15 protein-coding genes and 1 other annotated feature are annotated in these 13616 nt (G+C 36.3%); all 15 genes read right to left on the bottom strand.

Annotated features, from left to right (window positions below; translation table 11 throughout):
• Positions 1-110 precede the first annotated feature (110 nt).
• Positions 111-1022 (bottom strand): RluA family pseudouridine synthase, encoded by a 912-nt coding sequence (locus tag JMM81_RS03400; protein ID WP_256240086.1) that lies wholly within the window; start codon positions 1020-1022, stop codon positions 111-113.
• Entirely contained in the window at positions 994-1485 is a 492-nt protein-coding gene (lspA, locus tag JMM81_RS03395; protein WP_256240085.1) for a signal peptidase II, read from the bottom strand. Before lspA ends, JMM81_RS03400 begins: the two co-directional genes overlap by 29 nt.
• 71 nt (positions 1486-1556) lie before the next feature.
• Complete coding sequence (locus tag JMM81_RS03390) at positions 1557-1841, bottom strand: TraR/DksA family transcriptional regulator (protein ID WP_256240084.1); 285 nt, start codon at positions 1839-1841, stop codon at positions 1557-1559.
• 152 nt (positions 1842-1993) lie between these two features.
• Positions 1994-4765 (bottom strand): isoleucine--tRNA ligase, encoded by a 2772-nt coding sequence (gene ileS / locus JMM81_RS03385; RefSeq protein ID WP_256240083.1) that lies wholly within the window; start codon positions 4763-4765, stop codon positions 1994-1996.
• Between the two features lie 122 nt (positions 4766-4887).
• Positions 4888-5124, bottom strand: a binding site (T-box leader).
• 52 nt (positions 5125-5176) lie between these two features.
• Entirely contained in the window at positions 5177-5692 is a 516-nt protein-coding gene (locus JMM81_RS03380; protein ID WP_256240082.1) for a DivIVA domain-containing protein, read from the bottom strand.
• An 87-nt stretch (positions 5693-5779) separates the two neighbouring features.
• The gene (locus tag JMM81_RS03375; RefSeq protein ID WP_256240081.1) at positions 5780-6553 is read right to left on the bottom strand and encodes a YlmH family RNA-binding protein; all 774 of its coding nucleotides are present in this window, start codon (positions 6551-6553) and stop codon (positions 5780-5782) included.
• Positions 6554-6660: 107 nt separating this feature from the next.
• Complete coding sequence (locus JMM81_RS03370; protein ID WP_256240080.1) at positions 6661-6924, bottom strand: YggT family protein; 264 nt, start codon at positions 6922-6924, stop codon at positions 6661-6663.
• 6 nt (positions 6925-6930) lie between these two features.
• Entirely contained in the window at positions 6931-7377 is a 447-nt protein-coding gene (locus tag JMM81_RS03365; RefSeq protein ID WP_256240079.1) for a cell division protein SepF, read from the bottom strand.
• Positions 7378-7392: 15 nt separating this feature from the next.
• Positions 7393-8067: a YggS family pyridoxal phosphate-dependent enzyme gene (locus JMM81_RS03360; protein WP_256240078.1), complete on the bottom strand. Its 675-nt coding sequence runs from the start codon at positions 8065-8067 to the stop codon at positions 7393-7395.
• A gap of 4 nt (positions 8068-8071) precedes the next feature.
• Positions 8072-8896 (bottom strand): peptidoglycan editing factor PgeF, encoded by an 825-nt coding sequence (gene pgeF, locus JMM81_RS03355; protein WP_256240077.1) that lies wholly within the window; start codon positions 8894-8896, stop codon positions 8072-8074.
• A gap of 72 nt (positions 8897-8968) precedes the next feature.
• The gene (locus JMM81_RS03350; protein WP_256240076.1) at positions 8969-9238 is read right to left on the bottom strand and encodes a YlmC/YmxH family sporulation protein; all 270 of its coding nucleotides are present in this window, start codon (positions 9236-9238) and stop codon (positions 8969-8971) included.
• A 168-nt stretch (positions 9239-9406) separates the two neighbouring features.
• Entirely contained in the window at positions 9407-10189 is a 783-nt protein-coding gene (gene sigG, locus JMM81_RS03345; protein WP_256240075.1) for an RNA polymerase sporulation sigma factor SigG, read from the bottom strand.
• A gap of 153 nt (positions 10190-10342) precedes the next feature.
• Positions 10343-11062, bottom strand: a complete 720-nt coding sequence (sigE, locus tag JMM81_RS03340; RefSeq protein WP_256240074.1) for an RNA polymerase sporulation sigma factor SigE — start codon at positions 11060-11062, stop codon at positions 10343-10345.
• Between the two features lie 66 nt (positions 11063-11128).
• Positions 11129-12049, bottom strand: a complete 921-nt coding sequence (gene spoIIGA, locus JMM81_RS03335; protein ID WP_256240073.1) for a sigma-E processing peptidase SpoIIGA — start codon at positions 12047-12049, stop codon at positions 11129-11131.
• Between the two features lie 390 nt (positions 12050-12439).
• The gene (gene ftsZ, locus JMM81_RS03330; RefSeq protein ID WP_256240072.1) at positions 12440-13591 is read right to left on the bottom strand and encodes a cell division protein FtsZ; all 1152 of its coding nucleotides are present in this window, start codon (positions 13589-13591) and stop codon (positions 12440-12442) included.
• Positions 13592-13616 lie beyond the last annotated feature (25 nt).

Genomic DNA, 13616 nt, shown 5'->3' with positions numbered 1-13616 from the left:
ATTGGAGCATAGAAATCCCCAATTTGTTATCCGTTTCCTTCTCAGCCTCACGGGACTGACTTAAAGGACTTATTCAACTAAATTTATCTTAAAGCACATGTCGATTCTTGTCAACGATTATTTCGTAACTTCTCAATAAGCTGTTCATACTCTTGTGGAAGCGGCGCTTCAAACTCCAAGTATTCTTCAGTACTGGGATGTATAAAGCCTAACACTGCTGCATGCAATGCTTGCCCATTTAATTCAATTGTTTTACGAGGCCCATATTTAGGATCTCCCGCAAGCGGAAATCCGATATATTTCATATGAACACGAATCTGATGCGTTCTACCGGTTTCTAAACGACATTCAACAAAGGTAAATTCTTTAAATCGATCAATCACATGAAAATGGGTAACCGCATGTTTCCCATTTTCAATTACTGTCATACTTTGTCGATCTTTTGGATCCCTGCCAATCGGAGCATCAATTGTACCATGATCATGGCCTATATTGCCGTGTACAAGTGCCTTATATTTTCTAGTTACCGTTTTTGCAACTAACTGATTCACTAAGTGTTCATGTGCTTTATCATTTTTAGCAACCATTAATAAACCAGAAGTATCTTTATCAATACGATGTACGATTCCTGGACGAAGCACACCGTTGATTCCAGATAAATCTTTACAATGAGACATTAAACCATTAACTAGCGTCCCTGTTACATGACCACCAGCAGGGTGAACAACCATCCCTTTCGGTTTATTAACAACAATCACATCCGAATCCTCAAAATAAATATCTAGATTCATTTCTTCTGGTACAACATCAAGTACTTCTGGATCTGGGATAATGATCTCAATTTGATCATCAATATTACATTTATAATTCGTTTTGATCGGCTGATCATTCACCAATACTTGTCCCTCTTTAATCCAATTTTGAACTTGAGTTCGTGACCAATCTGAATTGAGACTAGAGATAACTTTATCAATACGTTCTGATTTTTCATTTTCAAGAACCGTGTGTTCCACTTTCTGCATTTGCTTTCTCCTTTGCTTTTTTCTCTTCTAGTAGCATATATACGATTAATACCGAAACTCCAATTACGAGGGCGGAATCTGCAATATTAAAAATCGGAAAGTTATAGCCAAAAGGATACGTATTAATAAAGTCTACAACTTCTTGATGAAAAACACGATCAATAAAGTTTCCAATTGCTCCTCCGAGTATCAATGCTAGTGAAAGTCTAAAAAGAGAGCCTTCCTTTTCTGCTTTTTTCATATAGTAAATAATCGCAATAATGACAACTACCGTAATCACGTAAAAGAACCACATTTGCCCTTCCAAAATTCCCCAAGCAGCACCACGATTTCGGTGTGAAGTGATGTACAAGAAATTCTCGATAACAGTTATACTCTCTCCTAAATCCATGTTTTTAACGATGAGCCATTTAGTCAATTGATCTATGGCAACTACAAAAAAGGCAATTATGTAATAAAACACAAAGGTAACCCCCAAAAATAGATTCTCCTTTGCATTTTAGCATACTAAAGATGAAAACGATAGCGGAACTATTAAGAGGATGCTTTTCGAATAAAATAACTAACTGTTTTACAATCATCGATTGATTTAAGCGTAGGTATGATCGTTAACAACTCTTTTGGGATCAGTTCCCCAGATATTTCACATGTTCCAAAGGTGCCTGTTTCTAATTTCTGAAGTGCGGTTTCAATATCTTTCAGTTCTCCTTCTATATATGGTTTAACTAGAGGTGAACATTGTTTATTTTTCAATCGTTGTACTAATTCTTCTTTTGTTTTACGGAGTTCTGAATAGATTTCATATATATTTTGATCCATGTCTTCCCCTCCGTTTCATATGGTACTCTTTATCATTCCCGGAGGTTATTTTCAAACACGGAAAAAGATTTGACAAGCTGCACAAGAATTAACGAAGAAGGAAGATTTTACGAAAAAAAGGCAAACAAAATGTTTGCCTTTTTTTCATCAAATTAAACTAGGTGGTTATAATGTTCTGTTACGACTTCAGCACAACGAGGGCAAAGTGTTGGATGACTCTCTTTTTCACCGACATGTGGCGTTACTGTCCAGCACCTCTCACATGTTTCACCTTCTGCTTTAGAAATCATAATTGCTGCATATTCAAGTTTAATCGCTTTTTCTGGTGCTTTATCATAGTCACCAGCTACTTCAAATTCAGAGACGATGAAAAGTTGTTGTAAATTTTCATGAATAGAATCAAGCAGATTCTTTGTATCAGCATTTACATAAACTTCTACTTTTGCTGCCAATGATTTACCAATGACCTTTTCATTCCGCGCTTCTTCAAGTGCTTTTAATACGTCATCACGAAGATCCATAAACTTTGACCATTTAGCAAGTAATTCCTGTGAATTTGGAAAGTCCTGTGCCACTGGAAAATCAGTTAGTTGAACACTTTTCTCTTGCGCAGATGGTATAAATTCCCATACCTCATCTGCTGTATGAGACAAGATTGGTGAGACTAGTTTTGTCAATGAAAGTAAACTCTCATATAACACGGTTTGAATGGCTCGACGGTCAGATTGATCTTTTGCTTCAATGTAAAGAACATCCTTTGCAAAATCAAGATAGAAAGCACTCAAGTCAAGCGTACAAAAATTATTTACAGCATGATAAATAGTGGCATATTCATAATTTTCGTAGTGATCACGGACTTGTTGCACAAGATTATTTAATTTTACGAGCATGAACTGATCCACTTCACGTAAATTTTCATAAGCAACTGCATGTGTATCTGGATTGAAGTCAGCCAAGTTACCAAGTAAAAAGCGGAATGTATTACGAATTTTTCGATATACTTCAGCCACTTGCTTTAAAATAGCATCAGATACACGAACATCTGCCTGGTAATCAACGGAAGCTACCCAAAGTCTTAGAATATCAGCACCTAATTGCTTCATTACTTTAGATGGTACAACAACATTTCCGATTGACTTACTCATTTTTCTACCTTCGCCGTCCAATGCAAAGCCATGGCTTAATACACCTTTATATGGTGCTTTTCCTGTTACAGCTACACCTGTTGACAACGATGAGTTAAACCAACCACGATATTGGTCAGACCCTTCTAAATATAAATCAGCTGGACGCTGCAAGTCATCACGTTCTTCCAAAACAGCTTGGTGTGATGAACCAGAGTCAAACCACACATCCATAATATCTGTTTCTTTCGTAAATTCACCGTTTGGGCTACCCTCATGTGTGAATCCTTCTGGAAGTAGCTCCTTCGCCTCCCGTTCAAACCAAATATTTGAACCATGCTCACGGAATAAACCTGAAACGTGTTCAATTGTTTCATCTGTAATAATCGGTTCTCCATTTTCAGCATAAAAGACTGGAATTGGAACACCCCATGCACGTTGACGAGAAATACACCAGTCACCACGATCACGAACCATGTTAAACAATCTTGTTTCTCCCCAAGCAGGGACCCACTTTGTTTCTTTCACAGCTTGTAACAAATCATCACGGAAGTCTTTAATAGATGCAAACCATTGCGCAGTTGCACGGTAAATGACTGGTTTTTTCGTTCTCCAATCATGTGGATAAGAGTGCGTAATAAAAGTAAGTGATAATAACGCTCCTACTTCCTCTAGCTTTTCTGTAATGGCTTTATTTGCTTTATCATAAAATAAACCAGTAAATCCTTCTGCTTCATCCGTCATAACACCTTTTCCATCAACTGGACACAATACGTCTAAACCGTATTTCTGCCCAACATAAAAGTCATCTTCCCCGTGTCCTGGTGCAGTATGAACACAGCCTGTTCCCGCTTCAATGGTTACGTGATCACCAAGCATAACAAGAGAATCACGATTATAAATAGGATGTGTTGTCACAACCTGATCTAGTTCTATCCCTTTTATCGTTTTTAGAACAGAAGTCTCTTCCCAACCAATTTCATTTTTGACAGATTCCAGTAGTTCCTCGGCAACAAGGTATTTTTGTCCTTTTGCTTCAACAACAACATAGGTTAGCTCTGGGTGAACACAAATACCAAGGTTTGCTGGTATTGTCCACGGAGTTGTTGTCCAGATGATGATTTGCACATCTGTATCCAAAATACCTTTTCCATCTTTCACATTAAAACCAACATAAATAGATGGAGATTTTTTATCTTTATATTCAATTTCAGCCTCAGCCAATGCTGACTCACTTGATGGGGACCAATAAACTGGTTTTAAACCTTTATAAATATAGCCTTTTTTCGCCATTTCACCAAACACTTTAATTTGCTGTGCTTCATAAGCTGGTTTCAACGTAATGTAAGGATTATCCCAATCACCACGGACACCCAAACTTTTAAATTGTGTGCGCTGACTATCAATTTGCTCATATGCATACTTTTCACAAAGTGTTCTGAATTCAGCTACTGACATCTCTTTTCGCTTAACACCCTTGTTTGTCAAAGCCTGTTCAATTGGTAAACCATGAGTATCCCAACCCGGAACATAAGGGGCATTATAACCACTCATCGATTTATAACGAACAATAAAGTCCTTCAAAATTTTATTCAGTGCATGCCCCATATGGATATCACCATTTGCATAAGGAGGCCCATCATGTAAAACAAACATTGGGCGATCTTTCGTTCTTTCTTGAACCAGTCGATAAATATCCATTTCTCCCCATTTTTGTTGCATTTCAGGCTCTCTTTTAGGTAAATTTCCACGCATTGGAAATTCTGTTTTTGGCATCAATAAGGTATCTTTATAATCCATTTGATTTCCTCCATTTACTGTAATTAGCTTTTCATAACTAAGCAATCATACACACTTTGTTTTATCACTCTATCGGGATGTAAGTATCTTTCTTTAACAATACAAAAAACCTTCTCATCCCAAAAAGGGACGAGAAGGTTTTATTTCCCGCGGTACCACCCTTGTAGATAGACAATATCTATCCGCTCAAAAGCATCCTTAACGCGAATGAAACGCCTTAGCTTAATTCTTGTTGTAAACAGTTTCAGCTAGGAACTCAAGGGCGATTTTCCAAACTTATACTTATATCGAGCTTTCACCATCCCCGATTCGCTAATAATAAGTCTTATAAGCTGTACTACCCCTATCAACGTCTAATCATCATATATTAAAAACTTTTTATAAGATTATATGCCTTTTTACTAGTAATCGTCAAGCTAAGGAATCTTCTTCTTGTGTCGATTTTAGATCAGTTGCATCTAGTTCATACTCAAGCAAATGATCCCAGTCATCATGATCTAGTAAATCAAGTTGTGCTTCAATTAACATTTTAAAACGGGTACGAAATACTTTCGATTGTTTTTTCAACTCTTCAATTTCAAGAGCAATTTTTCTTGCCTTTGAAAGGGACTCATTCACAATTCGGTCAGAATTTTTCTCTGCCTCTTTAATAATGAGCTTCGCTTCTTTTTGTGCATTTCGCTTTACTTCTTCCGCTGCTTCCTGAGCAATTAAAATTGATTTATTGAGCGTTTCTTCAATCGAATTAAAATGTCCCATTCTTTCAGTCATATCGTTTAATCGTTCTTCTAATTCCTTTTTTTCACGAATGACCATTTCATAATCTTTAATGACTTGATCAAGGAATTCATTTACTTCATCCTCATCATATCCCCGGAATCCTTTGCTAAATTCCTTATTATGTATATCCAATGGTGTTAATGGCATTTTGCCACCTCCCGAGTATTTTCTGTCCTGTATGCAGTGTACTCTTTCTTTTTCGACAAATTAATGGATATTCCTGCTGAAAAAAGATTATTTTTGTCGTCCGATAAAAATTCGCCATTTATCTTTTTTTGTTTTTCCTTCAATTGAAAAAATTTTACCACGACCATAGCCACGAACAGAAATTGTATCTCCCTCTCCACATTCAAAAGCTGCATTTTCAATACATGTCCAATTCACTTTAACAAGTCCAGAACCTATTAAAGCTTGTGATTTCTGTCTTGATAATTTAAATAACGAAGCGATCACCGTGTCAAGCCGTAATGATGAAACTGTATCAATCTGCTCGTTCCAATGATCTTCTTGAATGAGTCCTTCAGCTAACGGTTTCTGTATTAATTCAACTTTTGCTCTACCAACTGACTGTAATTCCAAATTCACGTAGTTCGCTACTTCTTCAGCACAAAAAAATTGAATTCGCTCTCCAACTGTGACAATATCTCCAAACTTTTCCCGTTTCAATCCAAGAGACATTAAACTCCCTAAAACTTGCGGGTGTGTGAGGTTTATAAATTTTTGGGGATAATGTATTTCAAATAGTGTAATCTTAAAATCATCTTCTTCAAGTTGATGATATTCTGGAAATAAGAAGGCTCGCTTCCTCTCCGATTGATCTGATCCACCCAAAAATGCCCATTTCAAGTCTGCTTGCCCGCCAATAATTATTTTAACAATTTGTTGTTCTCGGGGGTCAAGAAAATCCGTTAACTTTGGAGAATATGTTTGCTCAACATATTCCTTCCAATTCAACACTTGATCAATAAAATTTCGTTCTTCTGGTCGAAAATGTTGATAAATTGACATATACCTTCACCTTTAAACAGAAAAGCTCAATCGCCCTTCTCAAGTTTCTTATCAATAAAAAAAGGGGCTATTTTATGAGCCCCTTTTTTTATGCTCCTTACTTTCCCTTATGCGATCCACCTTGCTAACTGTCCTAAACCTGCTGTTGCAAAATTCAAAGCCAAAAATGCAACAATTGGTGAAAGATCAATCATCCCTAGCGGTGGAATAAAACGACGAAATGGTTCAAGGTAAGGCTCACAAATACGGCCCAAAAATTGTCCAATACTTGAACTACGAGCATTCGGGAACCAAGACATCAAAATATAAATAATTAATGCCCATGAATAATAATAAATCAATGTTGATAATAAACTAATGATAAAACCCATATACAATTACCACCTCGAATGTTCAAATTCTTTTTCTTGAAGAAATTCTGAAATACTACCGGAAACTTCAACATTGTCTGGTGTACAGAGAAAAATATCTGTTCCGACTTTTTGAATATCGCCACCAATTGCATACACAGACCCACTCAAAAAATCCACAATCCTTCTTGCTTGATCACGTTCAATCCGCTGTAAATTCACAACAACTGCTTTTCTGTTTTTTAATTGATCTGCAATATCCTGTGCTTCTGCATACACACGCGGCTCGACTAGCACAACTTTTGAAGACTTTTGTATACTTTGTAAACTTACAACATTTTGTTTTTGTACCGACTGGGATGGCTTATGTTTTTGATCCGGTTCATCATACTCTTCCTCAAATGGACCTTCTTCACTATCAGCATATTCATCATCTAAAAAGAAAAATGTTTTAAATTTAGATTTTATGCTCATATTTTGAACCTCCTACTATTCTTTCCCGACTAGAGCTGTTCCAATGCGCACCATTGTTGCACCTTCTTCAATAGCTATTGAAAAATCATTTGACATCCCCATCGATAATTCTGTACATGGTGCATAATTTCGTTTCATTTGTTGAACTTCTATTTGTAAAATTTTTAACTTTCGGAAACATTCACGTAGCAACTGTTGATCATCTGTTAATGGCGCCATCGTCATCAAGCCGACAACCTCAATATGTGGTAAGTCTTTTAATTGTTCAATAAAATCCTTAACTTGATCTGGTGCCATTCCGTGCTTTGAATCTTCTTCTGATACATTCACTTGGACTAAACACTTAATTGTACTTTCTGCTCGCTTATTAATTTCTTTTGCTAAAGACAAACGATCAAGTGAATGAATATAGTCTACTTTATCAATAATATTTTTTACCTTTCGTGTTTGCAATGATCCAATAAAGTGCCAGTTTGGCTTGTCCTGCAAGACTTCCCATTTTGGAGTTAAGCCTTCTTCACGATTTTCACCAAGATCCACTATACCTGCTTCTAGCGCTTCTGTTGCACGGTCAATCGATACATATTTGGTAACAGCAATGATTTTAATTTCTTCTGGTTTACGATGCGATTTCTCACATGCAGCTGTAATCATTTCTTTAATCGTTTGTAAATTATCTGCTACTTTCATATTTTTACTGGATGTCCTCCTTCCAGCCGATAAAGCTCATCATACGTCCAGTTTTCCCTTGATCTCTTCGATGTGAAAAAAAATGGTCCGCCTGACAGCTGGTACATAGATTCGTCATAGAGATATGCTCTTCTAGTATGCCTGTATTCAAAAGAATTTCTTTATTACATTCCTTTAAATTTAGTTTGTATTGATGGTCACTAATTAAATTATAGGGTTTTCTTTCGACACCTTCTAGTCTGTTTTCTACTAATTTTATTACATGATCATCAACGATATAACAATTTTCGCATATTGACGGGCCAATTGCCACTAAAATGTCATTTACTTTTAATCCCTCTTCTTGAAATGTACGAATCATTTCCTCGGCAATTCCATGTACTGTTCCTTTCCACCCAGCGTGAGCAACCCCAACTGCTCCTGATTCAGGATGCAAGAAATAAAGCGGAACACAATCAGCATAACATAAAGTAAGTAATATTCCGGAATCAAAGGTAAAAAAACCGTCTGTATGTCCAAAGGCACTCTCATAGTCATTTGCGCCTTTACCCTTATCATACTTTGTTGCTTTTTTAATTTTCACTTCATGTGTTTGTTGTGCACCTATCCAACCAGCTAGCGGAAAAGCTAGCTTTTCCGCTAGCTGGTTACGGTTTTCACAAACAGTCGATTTCCTATCCTCTACATGAAAGCCAACATTCAAGTTTGTAAAATCCCCTTTACTATTCCCACCATTTTTAGTTGTAAAACCTACTGTTAAGTTTGGAAATTGCCTATCCCAATCCTCTAAAATAAAATATTCTTTTTCTCTTAAAACAAAAGGCTCCATTCTTATACCTCTTCTTTTTATATTGTATTATTTTATCACATAACAAGGATCCTTTACAGTAATAATAGCAGATTATGCCTCTTCTTCACTTATTTTGTATTCTCCAACTTCTTTATATCGAACGAGTATAACATCTTCACCGATTTTTAATATATTCGTCCACGGAATAATAATATCTTCATCTTTTCCAAAAAAACCAAGTATTTTACCTGACCCTGAAATAATAATAGCATCAATTTTCCCAGTTAGTACGTTGATCTCAATATCTCCAATATTCCCTAATTTTTTTCCATCTGAAACATTTACCACATCTTTTAGTTGAAACTCAGAGATTCTCACCATACTTCTCACTCCTAGAGTTAGCCTTATTCATATATATGAATAGACTTACAGTAAAAATGTATATTCTGAGAAAGAAAAATAAAAAAGCGCAAGGGCCTGCCTATCGATAATAAGCATAAGCGTTATACTGTTTAGCTCATTAAAAAAGCTGCCATCATGATTGGCAGCTTAACTTTGGATATTTTTATTCATTTGTTTAATGGCAGCTTTTTCTAGCCTAGAAACCTGGGCTTGAGAAATACCGATTTCTTCTGCCACTTCCATTTGTGTTTTTCCTTGAAAAAATCTCTTTCGTAGTATCAGCTTTTCCCGTTCATTCAATCTCCGCATGCCTTCCTTAAGAGCAATTTCTTCAATCCAATTAATATCTTTGTTTTTTTCATCACTCAATTGATCCATGACAAAAATCGGATCTCCACCATCATTATAGATAGGTTCAAAAAGAGAAACTGGATCTTGTATGGCATCTAGTGCAAATACAATTTCTTCATGTGGAACATCAAGTTCTTTTGCAATTTCTTCAGCTGTAGGTTCACGTGATGTTTTACTCATTAATCGTTCCCGTACTTGTAACGCCTTGTAAGCAATATCACGCAATGAGCGAGAGACACGTATCGGGTTGTTATCACGCAAGTAACGTCTTATTTCTCCGATAATCATCGGAACAGCATAGGTGGAAAACTTCACGTTTTGACCTAAATCAAAATTATCAATTGATTTCATAAGACCTATACAGCCCACTTGGAAAAGATCATCAACAAACTCGCCTCTATTATTGAATCGTTGAATAACACTTAAAACGAGGCGAAGATTTCCGTTAACGAGCTTTTCACGTGCGGATATATCCCCATCTTGTTGCATTTGCTTGAAGAGTAGTCTCATTTCTTCGTTTTTCAATACTGGAAGCTTTGATGTATCAACACCGCAAATTTCTACTTTGTTTCGAGTCAATCCATTTCCCTCCTTACAGGAGCTGCTGTACAAAAACAGTATCTCCCCCATAAGGAAAAATATGCATGGGCGAAAAGGGAGGAATTAATCGAAATAAGAAAAAAACGTCAATCATCTTGAGATTTACCGTACTTCTCGGATTAAAAAATTATTTTAAACCATTTTATTGAATTCCTTTTTCAACCTTTTGATAATTCTTTTTTCAAGTCGAGAAATATAGGACTGTGAGATCCCTAGCATATCTGCAACATCTTTTTGTGTTTTTTCATCTCCTGTTCCAAGACCAAAACGGAGCTCCATGATTTGCTTTTCTCGATCAGAAAGTTGATGAAGAGCTTTTAACAAAAGCTTTTTATCAACACTTGCTTCTAGATCTTTTGTGATAATATCTTCATCTGTCCCAAGTACATCAGAAAGAAGTAATTCATTTCCATCCCAATCAATGTTTAACGGTTCATCAAACGATACTTCGGAGCGTATTTTATTATTCCGCCGCAAATACATCAGAATTTCATTTTCAATACACCTGGATGCATATGTAGCAAGTTTGATTTTCTTTTCTGGATTGAATGTGTTGACAGCTTTGATTAAACCAATAGTTCCTATGCTAATTAAATCCTCAATATTGATTCCTGTATTTTCAAATTTTCTTGCAATGTAAACAACTAATCTTAAATTACGCTCAATTAAAATAGATCGTGCTGCTTTATCCCCTGTTGGTAACTTTTCAATCAGCATGGCCTCTTCTTCTTTGTTTAAAGGAGGTGGTAAGGCTTCGCTTCCGCCAATGTAAAATACTTCATCAGCTTTCAAGCCTAATTTAATTAACAATTTGTACCAATAATAAGATAAGCGAAGTCTAAATTTTTTCATTGTTTTTCCTCCTTCAAATATTGTACTTTAAAAAATAGTCCTTCATATTTTAATTTATATTCCTCATCAAGCTGTCTCCACTTTTCGTGTTAACATTTTAGGGTGGACAATGCATTGGAAAGTATCGTCAGATGACAACTGCTGCATAGTAAAGGAAACAAGACCTTTTTCAACCATAAAGGCCTCTCCATCTTGGTTGATGATAATTTCTTCAGGTTTAAGAGCAATGATTAATTGGTGCTCTTTCCCCATCACCTTATAAGGGATAATTCGCATTCGACTTTCCCATTCAAGTGCGATTGATTGATTTCCCATAATTACTTGTTCTGCATCTATAGCGATTTTTCTTATTTCCTCTGGCAACTCCTCTACTATTTTACTTATCGATACAAACATGACAGGCATTTTGGAAATAGGATCATATAACTGATTACCACTATCAACTAACCCATTAAAGAGATACGATTTTCCACCCAGTTTAATTTCGAGACGAATAAGTTGATTATATTGGATTTTCGCTACATCAATCTGGTCAAAATTCCTTTTTGAAAAGTGCCAGGCTATCGGAAATCCAAGAACAACAAATAACCAACTGATTGGATCACCAAAACCTTTCACATTTGCTAAAAAAACAGATGATGAGAGATTCATATCAAACTGAATAAAGTAATGAATGCCCATCAGTGAGCCTCCGACAAGAAATGTAGTCAAATAAAAAGTCATTAATCCACTAATAAAATATTTAAACCTCTTATAACCAAAAACAGTCAGTATCATGATGACTGAAAACATTAATTTTACAAATGGATGCCCCGAATAGGCATTCAAAGGTGTGATAGATAATAAGATAATAAAAGAACCAATAAGTCCCCCTGTGAAAAGTCTCCAGTAACGAAAATCTCTTTTTAAGACCAAGGCTGTTAAATAAAGAAGGAGGCTATCAAATAAAAAATTAAGTAACCAAATAATATCTAAATAAACAGCCAAATGGCTTCCTCCTTTATCTATTAATCTGTTACGAAAAAGTATACCGTACATTCGTTGCTGAAGTGTGTCACTTTCTGGATATAAAAAAACAGAAATTTCCACTATTCCCACCGTTTTTTGTCATTATTCTTTTCTTGCTAAACCCATAAACTTGTTCACATACTATTTTTCGGCATATTCGGTATACTTGTAATAAATAGTAGATTCATTATATGATTTTTTATAAAGAAGACTTCCATCAGTAGGGATTTTACTGCCTGTTAAGACGGGATAAATGACCTTTTTAAACAATGGTATTACTACTTTAAAAACACAACCTTATAAATAATAAAAGGCATAGCCAGTGTAATGGCTATGCCTTTTATTATTTAGTCTATCTATAACACCGATTTACCTTCTTCTATTTCTATTTCGTAAGAAGGTCGGAATATCAAGAATATCTTCTCCTTGTTGCGGTGTATTGTTTCTAGGTTGTTCTGTTGCTGGTGGTTCTTCTCTTTTTGGTTCTCTTTTAACTGTTCCCGTTCCACTAGACATAGGCTTTTGCGGTTGTCCATAGGATGGTCTTGTTGGCTTTGGTTGAGCAATGTCTTCACTAAATCCAGTTGCAATAACGGTAACAACGATTTCATCTTTCAAATTATCATTGATAACGGAACCAAAGATCATATTTACTTCTTGATCAGATGCACTTGCAACAATATCTGCTGCTTCTTGTACTTCGTATAAACTTAAATTTGAACCACCGGTAATATTCAATAGTACACCTTGTGCCCCATCAATTGAAGTTTCTAATAGCGGGGACGAAATGGCTTTCTTCGCAGCTTCTGCTGCACGACTTTCACCTGTAGCCACACCGATTCCCATAAGCGCTGAACCTTTATTCGACATGATGGTTTTTACATCGGCAAAATCAAGGTTAATTAATCCTGGAACAGCGATTAAATCAGAAATCCCTTGCACCCCTTGACGAAGAACATTATCCGCTTCCCTAAATGCCTCAAGCATCGGTGTGCTTTTATCAACAATTTCAAGAAGACGATCATTCGGAATCACAATTAGGGTATCAACAGATTCCTTCATGTAAGAAATCCCACCGGTTGCTTGAGTAGCCCTTTTTCTACCTTCAAAAGTAAATGGTCTTGTCACAACACCTACCGTTAAGGCACCAAGATCCCTTGCAATTTGTGCGATAACAGGTGCAGCACCTGTCCCTGTTCCACCACCCATTCCAGCCGTAACGAATACCATGTCGGCGCCTTTTAATGCCTCTTCAATTGCCTCTTTACTCTCTTCTGCTGCTTTTTTTCCCACTTCTGGATTGGCACCAGCACCGAGTCCCCTTGTTAATTTCCCGCCAATTTGCATTTTTACTTCTGCTTTGGAAAGATTTAATGCCTGTGCATCAGTATTGACAGCAATAAATTCAACACCTTGTACACCGTGCTCTATCATGCGGTTGACAGCGTTATTTCCTCCGCCACCAACACCAATAACTTTTATTGTCGCTAATGCTTCTAAACTTGTTTCAAATTCCAGCATGACAAATCCTCCTAATTCGTCGATA

The sequence above is a fragment of the Bacillus sp. V3B genome (assembly GCF_024494465.1).
Taxonomy (GTDB): domain Bacteria; phylum Bacillota; class Bacilli; order Bacillales; family Cytobacillaceae; genus Bacillus_BD.
This window is presented reverse-complemented; position numbering and strand designations above follow the sequence as displayed.